The sequence below is a fragment of the Rhizorhabdus sp. GW822-FHT03C02 genome, from assembly GCF_058801765.1.
The window spans coordinates 13,050-30,843 of sequence record NZ_JBXANN010000016.1 but is presented as its reverse complement, the minus strand read 5'-3'; the positions used below and the strand labels follow the sequence as shown (position 1 = coordinate 30,843).

13 protein-coding genes are annotated in these 17,794 nt (G+C 67.4%); 11 read left to right on the top strand and 2 right to left on the bottom strand.

Going from position 1 to position 17,794, the window contains the following annotated elements:
• Positions 1 to 5 precede the first annotated feature (5 nt).
• From AC1RM6_RS27195 to AC1RM6_RS27180, 4 genes are all read left to right on the top strand, one after another.
• Positions 6 to 1,100: an efflux RND transporter periplasmic adaptor subunit gene (locus AC1RM6_RS27195; RefSeq protein ID WP_493107189.1), complete on the top strand. Its 1,095-nt coding sequence runs from the start codon at positions 6 to 8 to the stop codon at positions 1,098 to 1,100.
• 13 nt (positions 1,101 to 1,113) lie between these two features.
• Positions 1,114 to 4,203, top strand: a complete 3,090-nt coding sequence (locus tag AC1RM6_RS27190; protein WP_493107187.1) for an efflux RND transporter permease subunit — start codon at positions 1,114 to 1,116, stop codon at positions 4,201 to 4,203.
• 138 nt (positions 4,204 to 4,341) lie between these two features.
• Positions 4,342 to 4,932: a TetR/AcrR family transcriptional regulator gene (locus tag AC1RM6_RS27185; protein WP_493107185.1), complete on the top strand. Its 591-nt coding sequence runs from the start codon at positions 4,342 to 4,344 to the stop codon at positions 4,930 to 4,932.
• Positions 4,933 to 4,971: 39 nt separating this feature from the next.
• On the top strand, positions 4,972 to 7,224 hold the full coding sequence (locus tag AC1RM6_RS27180; RefSeq protein ID WP_493107184.1) for a glycoside hydrolase family 3 C-terminal domain-containing protein: 2,253 nt from the start codon (positions 4,972 to 4,974) through the stop codon (positions 7,222 to 7,224).
• 63 nt (positions 7,225 to 7,287) lie between these two features.
• On the opposite strand, the gene AC1RM6_RS27175 is transcribed toward AC1RM6_RS27180, so the two are convergent.
• On the bottom strand, positions 7,288 to 7,743 hold the full coding sequence (locus tag AC1RM6_RS27175) for a MarR family winged helix-turn-helix transcriptional regulator (RefSeq protein ID WP_493107183.1): 456 nt from the start codon (positions 7,741 to 7,743) through the stop codon (positions 7,288 to 7,290).
• 144 nt (positions 7,744 to 7,887) lie between these two features.
• Between AC1RM6_RS27175 and AC1RM6_RS27170 the strand changes: the two genes are divergently transcribed.
• Genes AC1RM6_RS27170 through AC1RM6_RS27155 form a run of 4 tightly spaced genes read left to right on the top strand, consistent with a single transcriptional unit; the run spans position 7,888 to position 10,442 of the window.
• Positions 7,888 to 8,304, top strand: a complete 417-nt coding sequence (locus AC1RM6_RS27170; RefSeq protein WP_493107181.1) for an organic hydroperoxide resistance protein — start codon at positions 7,888 to 7,890, stop codon at positions 8,302 to 8,304.
• Positions 8,305 to 8,363: 59 nt separating this feature from the next.
• Positions 8,364 to 8,894, top strand: a complete 531-nt coding sequence (locus AC1RM6_RS27165) for a DUF1097 domain-containing protein (protein WP_493107179.1) — start codon at positions 8,364 to 8,366, stop codon at positions 8,892 to 8,894.
• A gap of 25 nt (positions 8,895 to 8,919) precedes the next feature.
• Positions 8,920 to 9,408 carry a DUF6130 family protein gene (locus AC1RM6_RS27160; RefSeq protein WP_493107177.1) on the top strand — a complete coding sequence of 163 codons (489 nt, stop codon included), beginning with the start codon at positions 8,920 to 8,922 and terminating at the stop codon, positions 9,406 to 9,408.
• Positions 9,408 to 10,442 (top strand): alpha/beta fold hydrolase, encoded by a 1,035-nt coding sequence (locus AC1RM6_RS27155; RefSeq protein WP_493107175.1) that lies wholly within the window; start codon positions 9,408 to 9,410, stop codon positions 10,440 to 10,442. The genes AC1RM6_RS27160 and AC1RM6_RS27155 overlap by 1 nt, the downstream gene beginning before the upstream one ends.
• Positions 10,443 to 10,480: 38 nt before the next feature.
• Here the strand turns inward: AC1RM6_RS27155 and AC1RM6_RS27150 are convergent, their stop codons facing one another.
• Positions 10,481 to 11,263, bottom strand: a complete 783-nt coding sequence (locus tag AC1RM6_RS27150; protein WP_493107174.1) for a FadR/GntR family transcriptional regulator — start codon at positions 11,261 to 11,263, stop codon at positions 10,481 to 10,483.
• A gap of 159 nt (positions 11,264 to 11,422) precedes the next feature.
• On the opposite strand from AC1RM6_RS27150, the gene manD reads away from it, so the two are divergent.
• The 3 genes from manD to AC1RM6_RS27135 are packed head-to-tail and all read left to right on the top strand — an operon-like array spanning position 11,423 to position 17,736.
• Positions 11,423 to 12,640, top strand: coding sequence for a D-mannonate dehydratase ManD (manD, locus tag AC1RM6_RS27145; RefSeq protein ID WP_493107172.1), 1,218 nt, complete (start codon positions 11,423 to 11,425; stop codon positions 12,638 to 12,640).
• Positions 12,640 to 15,321 (top strand): glycoside hydrolase family 2 TIM barrel-domain containing protein, encoded by a 2,682-nt coding sequence (locus AC1RM6_RS27140; RefSeq protein WP_493107170.1) that lies wholly within the window; start codon positions 12,640 to 12,642, stop codon positions 15,319 to 15,321. The genes manD and AC1RM6_RS27140 overlap by 1 nt, the downstream gene beginning before the upstream one ends.
• Positions 15,322 to 17,736 (top strand): TonB-dependent receptor, encoded by a 2,415-nt coding sequence (locus tag AC1RM6_RS27135; RefSeq protein ID WP_493107168.1) that lies wholly within the window; start codon positions 15,322 to 15,324, stop codon positions 17,734 to 17,736.
• The last annotated feature ends 58 nt before the right edge of the window (positions 17,737 to 17,794 follow it).

The following is a 17,794-nucleotide window of genomic DNA, read 5'->3' as shown; positions in this document are numbered from 1 at the left end:
ACCACGTGCGCCGCTACCGCCTGATCGCCATCGCCCTGCTCGCCACGGTGGCCAGCTGTTCGAGCAAGAAATCCGAGGATGCCGAGACCGCGCGCGCCGCCTCGGCGCCGCGTGCGGTCAGCGCCGCGACCGTCGTACGCCGGCCGATGACCGACGAATTGTCGCTGTCGGGCGTGCTGGTCTCGCGCGAGGAGGCTGCTGTCTCGAGCCAGCTTTCGGGCTATCCGGTCGCCAAAGTGTTCGTCGACCAGGACGATCAGGTTCGCGCCGGTCAGGCGCTCGCCCAGCTCGACGACACGCTGCTGCGCGCCGACATCGCCCAACAGCGCGCGGTGCTCGCGCAGCAGCGGATCGCCGCCGAAAAGGCCACGGCCGAGGCCAACCGGGTCTCCGGTCTCGCCAATGCGGGGGTGCTCTCGGCCGAGGCGATCGCCGAGCGCAAGCTCGCCGCGCGCACCGCCGACGCCACCGTCGCGCAGGCGCAGGCCGCGCTCCAGTCGCTGCTGGTCAAGCAGGGGCTGATGACGATCCGTGCGCCGGTCGGCGGACGGGTATTGTCGCGCGCGGTCCGCCCGGGCGACATCGCCGCGCCGGCGACGATCCTGTTCCGCATCGAGCGCGACGATCTGGTCGAGGCCGATGCCGAGGTGCCCGAACAGTCGATCGGCCTGATCCGCACCGGTCAGCGCGCGACCGTGATCCTGCCGTCGGGGGCGAAGCTGCCCGGCCGGGTCCGACTGGTCAGCGCCGAGATCGATGCCCAGACCAAGCTCGGCCGTACCCGCGTGCTGATGGCGCCCAACCGCGCGCTCCGCCCCGGCGGCTTCGCCGATGTCCGGCTGACGGTTGCGCTCCACGACGCCGCGGCGGTCCCCGAATCGGCGGTGCGCTACGATGCCTCGGGGGCGAGCGTGATGGCGCTCGACCGCGACAATCGCGTCCACGTCACCCCGATCAAGACCGGGGTCCGCGCGGGCGGCTGGATCGCGCTCGAGCAGGGCCCGCCGGCGGGCACGAAGATCCTGACCGGCGGCCAGGGCTTCATCCTCGACGGCGATATCGTGAAGCCGCAATTCCCAGCGGTGCGGACAGCGAAATGATCGGGGCCGCCAAATGACGATGCGCGTTTCCGCCTGGGCGATCCGCACGCCGACCCCGGTCGTGCTGATGATCATCGCGCTGACCTTGGCGGGCATGGTCGCCTATTGGAAACTGCCGATCAAGCAGTTGCCCAATGTCGAATTTCCGATCGTCGTCGTCTCGGTGACCCAGAGCGGGGCCGCGCCGTCCGAGGTCGAGACCCAGATCACCCGGCCGATCGAGGATGCGCTCGCCGGCATATCGGGGCTGCGCCATGTCTCGTCGACGGTGTCGCTCGGTGCCTCGACCACCACCGCCGAATTCGAACTCGGCAGCGACATGCAGAAGGCGACCGACGACGTCCGCACCGCGGTCGAACAGGCGCGGGTGTTGCTGCCCGGCGGCATCGATCCGCCGTCGACCCGCCGCGTCGACATCGCCGGTCTGCCGATCATCACCTATGCGGTGTCCGCGCCGGCGATGACCCCGACCGAACTCGCCTGGTTCGTCGACAACACCGTCGCCCGCGCGCTTCAGGCGCAGTCGGGGGTATCGCAGGTCGCGCGGGTCGGTGGCCTAACCCGAGAGATCAACGTCACCCTCGATCCCGAACGGCTCGCCGCCTTCGGGGTGACCGCCGCCCAGGTCAACAGCGCGCTGTTCGCGACCAACCTCAACGACACCGGCGGCCGCGCCACCCTCGGCGGTTCCGAGCAGACCGTGCGCGTGCTCGGCGAGGCGCGCGACGTCGCGGCGATCGCCCGGACGACGATCCCGATCGCCAATGGCAGCTATATCCGGCTGAGCGACATCGCCACCATCGACGACGGCGCCAGCGAGCCACGCTCGTTCGCACGGCTCGACGGCCGCCCGGTGGTGTCCTTCCAGGTCAGCAAGACCAAGGCCGCGAGCGACGTCAGCACCGAGGACAAGGTCAAGGTCGCGATCGCCGCGCTCGAAAAGGCCCACCCCGGGGTGACCTTCACCGAGATCGTCTCGACCGTCGACAACACGCGGCGCAGCTTCACCGCGACGATGCATGTGCTGATCGAAGGCATGGTGCTCGCCGCGCTCGTCGTCTTCCTGTTCCTGCGCAGCTGGCGCGCCACCATCATCGCCGCGCTGGCGATGCCGCTGTCGCTGATCCCGACCTTCGCGGTGATGCTGATGCTGGGCTTCAGCCTCAACAATATCTCGCTGCTCGGCCTCACCCTCGTCATCGGCATCCTCGTCGACGACGCGATCGTCGAGATCGAGAATATCGAGAAACGGATCGAGGCGGGCGCGACCCCTTATCGCGCCGCTCTGGTCGGCGCCGATGCGATCGGCCTGGCGGTGATCGCGACCACCGCGACGATCGTCGCGGTGTTCGCGCCGGTGTCGTTCATGGGCGGACAGATCGGCCAGTTCTTCCGCGAATTCGGGCTCACCGTCTCGGTCGCGGTGCTGTTCTCGCTGGTGATCGCGCGGTTGCTCACCCCAGTGCTCGCCGCTTATTTCCTCAAATCCAAGCCGCTCGAAGAGCATAAGCCGGTCCCGCGTATCTACGAGAAGGCGCTCGACTGGAATCTGGCCCATCCCTGGTCGGCGCTCGCCTTCGGGACGGTGCTGCTGATCGGCTCGCTGGTGCTGGCTGCGACCCTGCCGACCGGCTTCAATCCGGTCGGCAACACCGGCATCGCCTATCTGTCGATCGAGGGCCCGCAGGGGGCGACCATCGCCCAGATGGAGCGCGCGGTCGATCAGGTCACCAGATCGATCCAGGCCCGGCCCGACGTCGAGCGGGTGTTCGCGCAGGTCGGTGCCGAGGGGACGCTCTCCTCGGGCCATATGACGGTGATCCTCAAGCGTAAGCGCTCGATGACCACCGACGAATTCCAGCGCTCGCTCACCGGATTGCTGCGCGCGGTGCCCGACGTCCGCATCGCCACCGAAGGCGCCGGCTTCGGCCAGGCCGGGGTCGAGGTGGTGCTGACCGGCGACGACAGCGCGGTGCTCGAACGCGCCCAGCTCGAACTGCTGCGGCAGATGCGCCGGTTGCCGCAGATCCTCGAACCGCGGCCGGCGCCGCCGCCCGCCGCCCCCGAGCTGGTGATCCGCCCGCGCCCCGACCAGGCGGCGCGGCTGCAGGTGTCGGCGCGGACGATCTCGCAGGCGGTGCGGGTCGCGACGATCGGCGACATCGACGCCAATGTCGCCAAATATTCGACGAGCGAGCGCCGCATCCCGATCCGGGTGCGGCTGTCGCAGGCCGATCGCCAGGATATCGGCACGTTGTCGAGCCTGCGGCTGCCGACCCTCGACGGCAAGACCACGACGCTGGGCAGCGTCGCCGATCTGTCGCTGGGCGAGGGGCCGGGCCAGATCATCCGCTACGATCGCGCCCGCCGTGTCTCGGTCAAGGCCGACCTCAACGACGTGACGCTGGGGCAGGCGCTCAAGGAGATCAACAAGCTGCCGATCATGCGTCATCTGCCGCCGGGCGTGCACCTCGCGACGACCGGCGATACCGAGGCGATGGCCGATCTGTTCGGCAGCATCATCATCACCATGCTCGCCGGCATCGGGCTGATCTATGGCGTGCTGGTGCTGCTGTTCCACAGCTTCTTCAAGCCGATCACGATCATCTCAGCGCTGCCGCTGACCCTGATCGGCGCCTTCGTCGCGCTCAAATTCGCCGGGCTCGCGATCACCCTGCCGGTGCTGATCGGCATGCTGATGCTGCTTGGGCTGGCCGCCAAGAACTCGATCCTGCTCGTCGAATTCGCGATCGAGGACGAGGAGGCGGGCCAGTCGCAACGCGAGGCGATCCTCAACGCCTGCCGGGTGCGCGCGCGGCCGATCGTGATGACCTCGATCGCGATGGCGGCGGGCATGCTGCCGACCGCGATCGGGCTGGGCGAAGGATCGAGCTTCCGCCAGCCGATGGCGGTCGCGGTGATCGGCGGGTTGGTGAGCTCGACCGTGCTCGCGCTGTTGCTGGTGCCGGTGGTCTATGAACTGGTCGAGCGCTTCGAATGGCGCCTGCGCCCGCGTTTCGCCCGCTTCATCACCCCGCGCGCGCCGGGCGACGACGACCCGATCGACGACGAACGGGTCGCGCATGGTGGGGCCTCGGCCTGACGGCGTGACCGCGGCAAGCGGTTCGATGGGTCACCGACCGGCGAATATCGGCTCGCACAAGAGGCGAACGCCTTGTCGATAGTCAATTGACCTTCCGACCGGTCGGTCTATGAATATCGTATCGACAGGGAGATGGTGATGGGGGGAATTCGCGAGCAAGGGCGGCTCGATCGGCGCGAGCGTATCCTGGGCGAGGCCGCCCGGATCGTCGGCGAGTGCGGCTATCATGGCTTCGGCATCCAGGAACTGGCGCAGCGCTGCGGCCTGACCAAGGCCGGCCTGCTGCACCATTTCCCGTCGAAGGACCAGTTGCTGATCGCCTTGCTGCGCGAGCGCGACCGTCGCGACGAGATCGCGGTCGTCGCCGCGACCGAACTGGCCGACCGGGCGGCGACGGGCAGGGCGTTGTCGGTGCCCGAACTGTTGCGGACGTTGCATGCGATCGTCGCGCATAATGTCACCCAGCCCGAACTGGTGCGGCTCTATGCGGTGATGAGCGCCGAGGCGCTCAATCCGCAGCATCCCGCGCATGATTATTTCGATGCGCGCGAAGCCGGCGCGCTCGCGCTGTTCGCCGAGATGGTCGCGCCGCATGTCGCCGATCCGCGCGCGGTCGCACGGCAGATGCTCGCGTTGATGAAGGGGCTCGAACAGGAATGGCTGCGCGAGGATCGCGGGTTCGACCTGGTCGCGGAATGGGACCGGGCGGTGGAGAAATTGCTGCGCTGATCAACGGCGGGCCGATTTAGACAACAAGGTGAGGATGCCATGGGATTTTCGTCGAAACTGCGCGGTGCCACCGGCGTCGCGATCGCATTGTTCGCGAGCTCGGCGCCGGCCGCCGATCCGGCGCCCGCGACAAGCGGCGCGTGGAGCAATCCCCGCCTCGCCGCCGACAAGCGCGCGCGGGCCGCGGTCGCGGCGATGACCGACGAGGAGAAGCTCTCGCTGCTCTCGACTCCGTTCGCGATGCGGCTCAGCGCCTCGATCAAGGATATTCCCGCCTCGGGCGGCTATATCCGTGCGATCCCGCGGCTCGGGCTGGCGGCGATCCCGGAGACCGACGCCAGCCTCGGCGTCGCCAATCTCGCCGATATGCGCAAGGGCGACGTTGCGACCGCGCTGCCGTCCTCGCTCGCGCTCGGCGCCTCGTTCGATCCCGAACTGGCGCGCGCCGGCGGGCGGATGATCGGTGCCGAGGCCCGCGCCAAAGGGTTCGGGATCATGCTCGCGGGTGGCGCCAACCTGATCCGCGATGCGCGTGGCGGCCGCAATTTCGAATATATCAGCGAGGATCCCTGGCTGACCGGGCTGCTCGCCGGCCATGCGATCGCCGGCATCCAGTCGAACCATATCGTCTCGACGATGAAGCATTTCGCGATCAACGATCTCGAAACCGGCCGCAATGTTTACGACGTCCGGATCGACGAGCCGGCGATGCGCGAGAGCGATCTGCTCGCCTTCCAGATCGCGCATGAGGTCGGCCGGCCCGGATCGGTGATGTGCGCCTATAACCGCGTCAACGGCGTCTATGCCTGCGAGAACGGCTTTCTGCTCAACGATGTGCTGCGCCGCGACTGGGGCTTCACCGGTTTCGTCATGTCCGACTGGGGGGCGGTCCATTCGGTGGGGTCGCTTGCCGCCGGGCTCGACCAGCAATCGGGCTATATCCTCGATACCAAGCATTATTTCGGCAAGGAACTGGTCGCGGCGCTCGCCGACGGATCGGTTTCGAAGACGGCGGTCGACCGGGCCGCGGTGCGTATCCTGACCCCCTTGTTCGCGCATGGCGTCTATGATGCCCCTCCGCATATGGGCGGCGCCATCGACTATGATGCCGACGCCGCGGTGGCGCAGGCGCAGGCCGAAGCCGGGATCGTCCTGTTGCGCAACGAAGGCGGGCTGCTGCCGCTCGGCGCCGCTGCGCGCCGGATCGCGGTGATCGGCGGCCATGCCGATATCGGCGTGCCCCATGGCGGCGGATCGAGCCAGGTCGCCCCGGTCGGCGGCGTCACTCTGGCGATCCAGCAGAAGGGCGACGGAATCGCCGCCTTCACCAAACGCATCTATGGCGGTACCGCGCCGCTTGCCGCCATCCGGCGACAATTCCCCCAAGCCCAGGTCGATTTTGCCGACGGCAGCGATCCGGCCGCGGCGGCGGTGTTGGCGCGCCAGGCCGACATCGTCATCGTCTTTGCCGAGAAATGGTCGATGGAAGGGCGCGACGTCGCCGATCTCGCGCTCGGGGACGGTCAGGACGAGTTGATCGCGACGGTCGCCGCCGCCAATCCGAAGACGGTCGTCGTCCTCGAAACCGGCAATCCGGTGCTGATGCCGTGGCGCGACCGGGTCGGCGCGATCCTCGAGGCCTGGTTTCCGGGGCAGAAGGGCGGCGACGCGATCGCACGGATATTGGCGGGGGAGGTCAATCCATCGGGCCGGCTGCCGGTGACCTTCCCGGCCTCGGTCGATCAGTTGCCGCACGCCAAACTGCCGGGCGCCGACGTGCCGGCGCCGCCCAAGGGCAAGCCGCATAATTTCGGGATGATGGCCGACCGGATTCCCTTCGACTATGCTTTTCCCGAAGGCGCCGATGCCGGCTATCGCTGGTTCGAGCGGACCAGGGCGGTGCCGCTCTACCCGTTCGGTCATGGGTTGAGCTACACGCGCTTCTCCTATGCCGGACTGAAGGCGAACGGCGGCAGGACGATCACCGCGCGCTTCGCCGTCACCAACAGCGGCGGCATCGCCGGCACCGACGTCGCCCAACTCTATGTCACGCCGCCGGGCAAGTCTCGCCGCCTCGTCGGCTGGGGGCGCCCGACCCTTGCCCCCGGGGCGTCGCAGACGGTGAGCGTCACCGCCGACCCCCGCCTGCTCGCCGATTATGATGTAAAGAGTCGCAGCTGGCGGATTCCGGCGGGCGACTATCGGGTCGAGGTCAGCCGCTCCGCCACCGATCCGGTATTGGTCGCGACCGTGCGGCTGAAGCCATGGTCGAGGCCCGATACGAAGCGCTGATCGACGTCGCGCAACCGGTGCCCGACGGCCGCAAGGACAAGGCCGAACAGGGCGACGGTGGGACTATGCCGATTTGGCGTGATCGATCAGATTGTCGCGCAGCTTGGCCACCGTGCGTTGCGTCCGGGCGAACTCGTCAGGCTCTAGCCCGGCGGCCTTGACCAGCGTGCGTTGCGCGCCCTTTTCGCGGAGCGCGCGGCCCGCCTCGGTCAGGCTGATGATGACCTGGCGCTCGTCGGACGGATCGCGTCGCCGGGTCAGGAAGCCCAGCGACTCGAGCTTCTTGAGGATCGGTGTCAGCGTGTTCGATTCGAGGAACAGCTTGTCGCCGAGGCTGCCGACCGTCTGGTGATCCTCCTCCCACAGCGCGACGATGATGATCCATTGGGTGTAGCTGACCCCCAGTTCGTCGAGGATCGGCTTATAGGCACGGCCATAGGCCAGGTTCGCCGAATAGATCGCGAAGCACATGAAATCGCCCAGTTTCGGCATTTTCGGCGGGGCGGCGGGGTCGGTCATGGCGGCTTCTCTCTGCAACGGTCGAACGATATCGTCGATATATATCGGAACCGATTAAATCGGAAGGGTTGACAGTATGTCATGGGCGCGCTTATTAACTCGTATCCGATCTAATCGGTACCGAGTTAAATCAAGGAAACGACCATGACCCAGATCGAAAAGACCCTCTACACCGGCCGGACCCACACGACGGGTGGCCGCGACGGCGCCGCGCGCAGCGACGACGGCCGCCTCGACATCAGCCTGTCGCCACCGGGGACCGCCGGGGCAGGGACCAATCCCGAGCAATTGTTCGCCGCCGGCTGGTCGGCCTGCTTCATCGGGGCGATGGGCATTGCCGCGCGCGGGCTCGGGGTGGCGCTGCCGGCCGACGTCGCGGTCGACGCCGAGGTCGATCTCGGCCTCAACGGCGCAGCCTATCTGCTGGCGGCGCGCCTGAACGTCAGCCTGCCGGGGATCGATGCCGGCACCGCGCGGTCGATCGTCGATGCCGCGCACCAGACGTGCCCCTATTCGAAGGCGACCCGCGGCAACATCGATGTCGTGATCGAACTCGTCTGACATCGAACTGGCGGGCGGCGAGAGGATGCCTCGCCGCCCAGCCCCCCAGGAGAATTGCCATGAATCAGTCGATGCCCCGTTTCACGATCCCGATCGCACCTGGCCTTGCCTTCCACGCGATCTCGCTCGGCGTTGCCGCTGTCGCGGCGCTCGCGACCTTCGGCACGGCGAGCGCGATGCTGCTACCGCCTGCCATGTTCCTCGGCTGGATCGCCTATGGCCTGGGTGGTTCGGTGCGCGCCGGCTTCGCCAATCTCGGATCGTTCGTGCTCGGGCTCGGCTTCGGCATGGGCACCGCGACCGCGATCGGGTTCCTGACCCCGTCGCTCGGAACGCTGGCGACGCCGGCCGCCGTCGCCGGGGTGGTGATCCTGGTGCTCAGCCTGCGCCGGTTCGCGCCATTCGACAGCCCGCCCGCTTATTTCCTCGGGCTGACCAGCTTCTTCTATTCCGGACTGGCGCCGAGCGAGGCGGGCTTCGCGATGCTTGCCGCCGCCGGCACGATCGGGGCGACCGCGGCGGCGGTCGCGGGGCAGGTCGAGGGCTGGCTCGATCGGTCGGCAAAGGCTCAGCCGGCCGTCCTGGCCTGACCCATCACCCGACAGGAGAAACAAGATGTCCTCGCCCCTGATTCTTCCGCTGCTCGTCGCGGCAGCCGCGCTCGGCGCGACACCGGTTTCGGCGCAATCGGCACGCGACGTGCTCGGCCCGGCGGGGGTGGTGCCGCTGGCCACACCGCAGCCGCCCGCGCGGATCATCGCCGATCCGCCGCTGGCGGGCCCGCTCGCCGACGGCAAGGTCTTCATCCAGTATCGCGTCGAGAATCTGCGGATCGAACCGGTGTTCGGCCCCGCGGCGCTCGCGGTCACCCCGCGCATCGGCCATGTCCATGTCACCGTCGATCATGCGCGATGGCACTGGGCCGATGCCAGCGGCGAGCCGATCATCCTCGTCGGGCTCGAACCCGGCCGCCACGAGGTCGAACTGACCCTCGCCAACGCCAATCACCAGTCACTCGATCGCGCGGTCGTGGCCTTCGTCGTCCCCTCCGCCGCGCAACCTCATCAGCATGGCGCCGCTACGAGCGGCGCGGGAGACCGATAATGACCGATATGCCCTTCGCCATGACGCCCGACCATAGTCGCCGTTCCTTCCTCGGCATGGCCACGCTTGCCGGGGCGGCGGGTCTCGGTAGCGGCGTCGCCCGGGCGGCGCCCTCAGCAGGCACGCCGCAGGCGCCGTGGGGATCGCTTCGCCGGATCGACGCCGGCGATCTCAGCATCGCTTATGCCGATATCGGGCCGGCCAAGGGTCCGCCGGTGATCTTGCTCCACGGCTGGCCTTACGACATCCACAGCTTCGCCGAGGTCGCGCCCTATCTGGCCGCCGCTGGCTACCGGGTGATCATTCCCCATCTGCGCGGCTATGGCACCACCCTGTTCCGGTCGGCCGACGTGATGCGCAACGGCCAGCAGGCCGCGCTGGCGGTCGACGTCATCGCGCTGATGGATGCGCTGGCGATACCCAGCGCGGTCGTCGCCGGCTTCGACTGGGGTGCGCGCACCGCGAACATCGTCGCCGCGCTGTGGCCTGAGCGCGTCCGGGCGATGGTGTCGGTCAGCGGCTATCTGATCGGCAGCCCGAAGGCGAACGAAGCACCGCTGCCGCCCGAGGCCGAGCTATCCTGGTGGTACCAATTCTACTTCGCGACCGAGCGCGGCCGCCTTGGCTATGAGCGCAACCGCGCAGCCTTCGCGAAGCTGATCTGGCGAACCGCATCGCCGCGATGGGCGTTCGACGATGCGACCTTCGCACGGTCGGCACCGTCGTTCGACAATGTCGATCATGTCGCGATCACCATCCACAATTATCGCTGGCGGCTGGGGCTGGCGCAGGGCGAGCCGCGCTATGACGGCTATGAGCAGAGGCTCGCGGCGATGCCGGCGATCGCGGTGCCGACGGTGACGATGGAAGGCGATGCCAATGGCGCGCCGCATCCCGATCCGGCCGCCTATGCCGCGAAGTTCACCGGTCGCTATGCGCATCGCCTCGTCACCGGCGGCGTCGGCCATAATCTGCCGCAGGAGGCGCCCAGGGAATTTGCCGACGCCGTGCGGCAGGCGGCGAGCCTGGGCTGACATCGGTCCGGGGGAGGGGCGTCTTCAGACCGGAGGCGCTATCCCTCGCGCACCGTTGCGAACCGCCGCCGCTTGGTCTCGGCGGCGTTGCGGGCTTCCTCGACCGCGGCCTCCTCGGTCGCGAACAGCAGATGGTCGAGCACCGCGGCGAGATGCGCGCGCATCGCGATGCGCGCCTGCGCCGGATCGCGCTGGCGCAGCGCGCGGGCGACCGCGCGATGCTCCTCGACCACCGGTTCGACCTTGGCGGTGCGGGCCTTGGCGAGCAGCAGCGCGATGTCGGGCGACGAAGCGCGCAGCCGCCACAATTGTTCGATCGTGTCGACCATCGCCGCATTGCGGGTCGCGCGCGCGATCAGCCGGTGGAATTCGCGATCGGCATCGTCGGCGCCCTTGCCGCGCCGGTTGTCGCTGGCGATCTCCTCGACCAGCGCGTCGAGATCGTCGAGTTCGGCATCGCTGATATGCGCGGCGGCGAGCGCGGCGGCTTCGCCCTCGATCACCAGCCGCGCCTCGGTCAGCTCGAACGCGGTGACGTTGAAGCCGGGGGCGTCGCTCTGGCCGGGGATCTGGCGGACATAGGCGCCGGCGCCGACCCGCACCTCGATCAGCCCCTGGACCTCGAGCGCGATGATCGCCTCGCGCACCGTCGGGCGGCTGACCGCATGCTCGATCGCCAGATCGCGTTCGGCCGGCAGCCGGTCGCCGACCGCATATTGGCCGCTCGCCAGCTCTTCGAACAATTTGCGCGCGAGCTGGCGATAGAGCCGATCCTGCTGCTCGCCCGGCACCGGTTCTCCCGGCTTGGCCTTCTTCACCATCTGATCCATCCCCTCGGCGATATTGGTATGGCCAATTTGTTCAAAACTTGACAGACCAATATTCGCCAGCCAAACCACGCCTCAAGACAAGCGCTAGCGGCGGACGTGAGTCCGCGCAAGCTGGCCCGCGGTTTGCCGAGACGGGGAGAGGAAGAAAACATGTCGGGCATCAGCATCAGATCGGCCAAGGTCATCGTCACCTGCCCGGGGCGCAATTTCGTGACCCTCAAGATCGAGACCGACCAGGGCGTCTACGGCATCGGCGATGCGACCCTCAACGGCCGCGAACTCGCGGTCGTTTCCTATCTCGAGGACCATGTCATCCCCTGCCTGATCGGGCGCGATCCGCGGCAGATCGAGGACATCTGGCAATATCTCTACAAGGGCGCCTATTGGCGCCGCGGCCCGGTGACGATGTCGGCGGTCGCCGCGGTCGACACCGCCTTGTGGGACATCAAGGCCAAGATGGCCGGCATGCCGCTCTACGATCTGCTCGGCGGTCGCAGCCGCGACGGCGTGCTCGTCTATGGTCATGCCAATGGCGGCGATCTGTCAGAAACGGTCGAGGAGGTCGGTCGCTATATCGATCTCGGCTACAAGGCGATCCGCTGCCAGTCGGGGGTGCCCGGGCTGCGCGACGCTTACGGCGTCGGTCGCGGCAAGATGTATTATGAGCCCGCCGACGCCGCGCTCCCCAGCGAGACCGTCTGGGACACCCGCAAATATCTCAACTATGTGCCGTCGCTGTTCGAGAAGGTCCGCGAGACCTATGGCTTCGACCATCACCTGCTCCACGACGCGCACCACCGGCTGACCCCGATCGAGGCGGCGCAGCTCGGCAAGGCGCTCGAGCCATGCAAGCTGTTCTGGCTCGAGGATGCGACCCCGGCCGAGAATCAGGAGGCGTTCCGGCTGATCCGCCAGCACACCACCACCCCGCTGGCGGTCGGCGAGATATTCAGTTCGATCTGGGACGCCAAGGAGCTGATCCAGAACCAGCTGATCGACTATATCCGCGCGACCGTGGTCCATGCCGGCGGTATCACCCACCTGCGCCGCATCGCCGACTTCGCCTCGCTCTACCAGATCCGCACCGGCTGCCATGGCGCGACCGACCTGTCGCCGGTGACGATGGGCGCGGCGCTGCATTTCGACACCTGGGTGCCCAATTTCGGTATCCAGGAATATATGCGGCACACGCCCGAGACCGATGCGGTCTTCCCGCATGACTATCATTTCGCCGACGGGCTCCTCCATGTCGGCGATACCCCCGGCCATGGCGTCGACATCGACGAGGCCGAAGCCGCCAAATATCCCTATTCACCGGCCTATCTGCCGGTAGCCCGTCTCGAAGACGGCACAATGTGGAGCTGGTGATGCGCGATATTCTTCCCGCTTTGTGGCGCAGCACTGCGGCGCTGTCGCTGATCGCCGTTTCGGCTATGGCCGTGCCGCCTTCTCTTGCGGCGGCCCCGGCCGTGGCGTCCGATCCGCGCACGGTCACCGATCTGTCGGCGGGCTGGCGCTTCCGCTTCGGTGGCGACGCCGCCGGCGTCACCGCCGCCGGTTATGACGACAGCGGCTGGCAGCAGGTGGCGCTCCCGCACAGCTGGAACCGGCTCGGCGACTATCGGCTGACCCGGCAGGGCAGCGTCGGCCGCAACGCCGACATGGGCACCGGCTGGTACCGGTCGAGCTTTCAGGCGCCGCGGCTGGCCGCCGGCCGCCGGCTCTACCTCCAGTTCGACGGGGTCGGCGCGGTCGCCAAGGTCTGGATCAACGGGGTCGAGATCGGCGGCCATGCCGGCGCCTTCTCGCGCTTCCGCTTCGACATCACCGACAAGGTCAAGCCAGGCACCGCCAATCTGATCGTCGTCAGCGCCGACAATTCCAAGCCGAAGCCGGGCAGTCCGACCGAGGCGGTGCTGCCGTTGTCGGGCGACTTCTTCATCTATGGCGGCATCTATCGCGGGGTGAGCCTGGTCGAGGCCGACGCCGCGCAGATCGATCTGCTCGATCATGGCGGGCCGGGCGTCTATGCGCGCACCGTCGGCGCGACCGATGCCGGCGCCGAGATCGCGGTCCGCAGCCGCCTGCGCAACGTCGGCGCAAAGCCGCGCAAGCTCAGCCTCGTCACCACGATCGTCGATGCCGCGGGCAACAGCGTCGCCACCGCGACCGCCCCCGCGGTCCTCGCCGCGCAAGGGACGGGCGAGGTCGAGCAGGCGCTCAGCGTCGCCAACCCGCATCTCTGGAACGGCACCGCCGATCCCTATCAATATCGGGTCGTCGCCGAACTGCGCGACGGTACCCGCACCATCGACCGGGTCGAGCAGCCGCTCGGCATCCGCACCTTCCGGATCGATCCGAACGAGGGCTTCTTCCTCAACGGCAAGCATCTCGCGCTCCACGGCGTGTCGCGCCATCAGGATCTGATGGGCAAGGGCTGGGCGATGACCCCCGCCGACCAGGCCGCCGACATGGCGATCGTCAAGGAGATCGGCGCCAACACGATCCGTCTTGCCCATTATCAGCACGACCAGTCCTGGGTGAGCGAGGCCGACAAGGCCGGCATGGTGACCTGGGCCGAGGTGCCGTTCGTCACCGCGTCGAACCTCGAGGGCAAGGCGCCGACCGCGGCGCTGGTCGCCAATGCCGAACAGCAGTTGGTCGAGCTGATCCGCCAGAACTACAACCATCCGTCGGTCGCGATGTGGTCGGTGGGCAACGAGGTCAATGCCGGCGAACTGTTCCTGCCCGGCAAGCTGCCCCAGCAGTCGGCGGGGCTGCTCAAGGATCTCGCCGCGCTCGCCAGGCGCGAGGATCCGAGCCGGCCGACGACCTTCGCCGATTGCTGCGAGGATGCCGCGGCGTTCGAGGTCCATGGTCCCGAACTCGCCGGCACCACCGACCTGATCGGCTATAACCGCTATTATGGCTGGTATTATGGTGCCCCGCAGGACATGGGCACCGCGCTCGACGCGCTCCATGCCAAGCATCCGAAACTGCCGATCTCGGTCAGCGAATATGGCGCGGGCGGCGGCATCTCGCAGCACAGCGACGATCCGCTCGGCGGCGCGGTCGCGATCATCGGCCGGCCGCATCCCGAGGAATATCAGAGCTGGTATCATGAGGCGAACTGGCAGCAGCTCGCCTCGCGCAAATATATCTTCGCGAGCTGGGTCTGGTCGCTGTTCGACTTCGCTTCGGAGATGCGTGGCGAGGGCGATTCGGTCGACATGAACGACAAGGGCCTCGTCACCTTCGATCGAAAGGTGAAAAAGGACGCCTTCTATTTCTACGCCGCCCAATGGTCGCCCGATCCGGTGCTCCATCTCAACGGCCGCCGCTATGTCGACCGTGCCTATCCCGCGACCGATGTCCGCGCTTATTCGAACGCCGACAAGGTGTCGCTGACGGTCAATGGTGCGGCCATCGGCACTGTCGCCTGTCCCGACCGTATCTGCGTCTGGAAGGATGTGCGGCTGAAGCCCGGCGCGAACAGCGTCGAGGCGCGGGCGACGATCGGCGGCAAGGAGGTGGTCGACCGGCTGAGCTGGACCGCGCCCGACGCGGCACAGGGCCTGCACATCAAGGCCGGCGAACTCAACGGCCGCAAGAGCGGCGAGCTTCTTTATGGATCGGATGCCTTCTTCACCGGCGGCACCCCGACCCAGCTCAATGCGCTGATGCTGCGTCCGGGCGCCAGCGCGCCGGTCAAGAAGGTCACCGGCGAAGGCGATCTCGACCTGCACAAGGCCTTCCGCGCCGGTGCGTTCAGCTATGACCTGCCGCTGCCCGACGGCAGCTGGACGGTGACGATCCATACGCTCGAACCCGATCCGGCGCTCGCGGCGACGCGCAGCTTCGACGTCGTCGCCAACGGCAAGACCGTGCTGCCTGCGTTCAGCCCGGCGAAGGCCGGCGGCGGGGCGCTGGTGGCGGTCGCCAAATCCTTCACGGCCAAAACGGTCGGAGGACATCTCAAGCTCGATTTCATACCACGCGGCGGGCCAGCGATCCTGTCCGCGATCGATATAAGCAAACAGGGGAAGTAAATGACATCCACCGTATTGGTTCGCGCCCTCGCCGGGGCCAGCCTCCTTGCGTCCTGTTGCGCCGCACAGGCCCAGCCGATGCCGGTCGCCCAGACCGACGGCGCGGACGAACCCGAGGAGATCATCGTCACCGCCCGCCGCAAGGATGAATCGCTGCAGGACGCGCCGCTGACGATCAACGCGGTGACCTCGGAAGAACTCGGCAAGCTCAACATCCGTGGGTTCGAGGATATTTCGACGGTGGTGCCGGGCCTCAGCCTGTCGACCAGCGCCAACGGCACCGGTGGCGTCGCCTCGGTGCGCGGCATCGCCTTCGATGCCAATGCCAGCGGCAACAATCCCTCGGTCGAATTCTACCTCAACGATGCGCCGGTCACCTCGGGGCTGCTGTTCCAGGCGATGTTCGATCTCGGCCAGGTCGAGGTGTTGCGCGGGCCGCAGGGCACTCTGCGCGGCCGCGCCTCGCCGTCGGGTTCGGTGACGGTGACCTCGAAGCGCCCCGATCTCGACCGGGTCGGCGGCTATGTGAACATGACCGGCACCTCGATCGGCGGGATCAACGCCAATGGCGCGATCGGCGTGCCGATCGTCGCCGGCGTGCTCGCGGTGCGGATCGCCGGCGTGATCGACGAGAATGAAGGCGCGCGCGTCACCAGCATCAACAACCGCTCGGACTCGTCGTCGCGCACGCGCGGCGGGCGCGGCACGGTGCGGTTCGATCCGACCGATACGCTGACGCTGGTCGGCACCTATCAGCGGCTGGTGCGCAACCAGCATTCGTTCGACCAGGTCGAATCGCTCAGCCTCTTCTCGCCCGGCGCGGCGGCGAGCCCGGTGCCGATCGTCGGCAGCGACCGGCTGGCGGTCGAGGACAAGGGGCGCGAGTTCCGCCAGGCCTATGACGCGTATAATCTCCAGGCCTCATGGAAGGTCGCGGGCCAGCAGCTCAACTATGTCGGGTCCTTCACCAAGCAGGATATCCGCGCCTTCACGCCGGTCGATCCGGGCAATTTCTTCGGCGCCGCTTATCCGATCGCGATCCAGACCGCAGGCAACAGCCTCAACACGGTCACCAAGCAGCAATCGCACGAACTGCGGCTGTCGTCGCAGGAACGGGTGCTCGGCGCGTTCGATTACATCCTCGGCGGTTTCTACAACAAGAACAAGAATCCGACCGACCTGGTCCAGCAGACGCCCTTCTTCTCGGGCACGGTGGTGACCCCGACCACCCCGTCGTCGGTGCTCAGCACCCCGGTCGCGCGGCGCGGCGAGACCACCGAGAAATCCCTGTTCGGCAACCTCACCTGGCATCTCGGCGACGCAACCGAGATTTCGGGCGGCCTGCGCTATATCGACTATAAGCAGACCGGCAGCCTGGCGACCAACGGCGTGATCAATCCGCGCGCCAACCAGGACGATCACTACACGACGTTCATCTATTCGGGGGTGATCAGCCACCGCTTCACCGACGACCTGATGGCCTATGCCAGCGTCGGCAGCTCGTGGCGGCCAGGGATCAGCGCGGTCGGCGATTTCAGCCTCAACATCTCGGCGCTCGAAAACAGCTTCATCAACCTGCCGCCCGAAAAGTCGACCTCCTACGAACTCGGGCTCAAGTCGAGCTGGTTCGACAAGCGGCTGCGCTTCAACGTCTCGGCCTTCCACCAGGATTTCACCAACTATCCGCTGCGGCCGAGCGGGGCGGGGCTCTATTATGTCAGCACCGACTTCAACGCCCGCACCAACAGCAACATCGAAACGGTCAAGCTGTTCAACTTCGTCGGCGCGGTGCCGGTGAAGGTCGACGGCGCTGAGCTCGAGGCCAATTTCCAGGCGTCGCGCCAGTGGAGCATGGGCCTCACCGCCAGCTATGCGCGCAGCAAGGTCAAGAACGGGCTGGTGCCGTGCAACGACTATGCGCCGCGCGACGGCGTCCCCGACGCGACCAGCAGCGTGCCGACCGTCGCCGGCATTCGCGGCGCCACCGGCGGCGACAATCTGTCGGCCTGCCGGGTGAACTACAGCGCGTCGCTGGCGCCGAAGTTCAGTGCGGTGGTCCAGTCCGAATATCTGGTCCCGCTGGCCTCGACCTTCGACGGCTATGTCCGCGGGCTGCTGTCCTATTATGGCAAGTCGCAGGTCGATCCCTCGAACGCGGTCGACGACACCAAGGCCTATACGCTGCTCAACGTCTATCTCGGCCTTCGCGACGTGAAGAGCGCCTGGGAAGTATCGGTCTATGCGAAGAACCTGCTCGACACCAAGCGGGCGCTCTCGCGCTCGTCGACCCCGCTGACCGCAAGCTATGCCTCGCTGCTCGGTGGCCAGACCGGCGCCAGCAGCTATCGGCTGATCAGCTACACCCAGCCGCGCGAGTTCGGCCTCAACATCCGTTACGCGTTCGGCGCACGCTGATTTCGGATGAAGGCCTGCGTGGCGATTATCTGCATAGTGGCCTGACCAATCGTCAAAA

Bases quoted from the DNA above. Each gene is read 5' to 3' on its own strand.
- AC1RM6_RS27135 (WP_493107168.1), top strand. From the start codon at position 15,322: ATGACATCCACCGTATTGGTTCGCGCCCTCGCCGGGGCCAGCCTCCTT.
- manD (WP_493107172.1), top strand. From the start codon at position 11,423: ATGTCGGGCATCAGCATCAGATCGGCCAAGGTCATCGTCACCTGCCCG.
- AC1RM6_RS27160 (WP_493107177.1), top strand. From the start codon at position 8,920: ATGTCCTCGCCCCTGATTCTTCCGCTGCTCGTCGCGGCAGCCGCGCTC.
- AC1RM6_RS27150 (WP_493107174.1), bottom strand. From the start codon at position 11,263: ATGGTGAAGAAGGCCAAGCCGGGAGAACCGGTGCCGGGCGAGCAGCAG.
- AC1RM6_RS27190 (WP_493107187.1), top strand. From the start codon at position 1,114: ATGACGATGCGCGTTTCCGCCTGGGCGATCCGCACGCCGACCCCGGTC.
- AC1RM6_RS27155 (WP_493107175.1), top strand. From the start codon at position 9,408: ATGACCGATATGCCCTTCGCCATGACGCCCGACCATAGTCGCCGTTCC.
- AC1RM6_RS27185 (WP_493107185.1), top strand. From the start codon at position 4,342: ATGGGGGGAATTCGCGAGCAAGGGCGGCTCGATCGGCGCGAGCGTATC.
- AC1RM6_RS27170 (WP_493107181.1), top strand. From the start codon at position 7,888: ATGACCCAGATCGAAAAGACCCTCTACACCGGCCGGACCCACACGACG.
- AC1RM6_RS27180 (WP_493107184.1), top strand. From the start codon at position 4,972: ATGGGATTTTCGTCGAAACTGCGCGGTGCCACCGGCGTCGCGATCGCA.
- AC1RM6_RS27165 (WP_493107179.1), top strand. From the start codon at position 8,364: ATGAATCAGTCGATGCCCCGTTTCACGATCCCGATCGCACCTGGCCTT.
- AC1RM6_RS27140 (WP_493107170.1), top strand. From the start codon at position 12,640: ATGCGCGATATTCTTCCCGCTTTGTGGCGCAGCACTGCGGCGCTGTCG.
- AC1RM6_RS27175 (WP_493107183.1), bottom strand. From the start codon at position 7,743: ATGACCGACCCCGCCGCCCCGCCGAAAATGCCGAAACTGGGCGATTTC.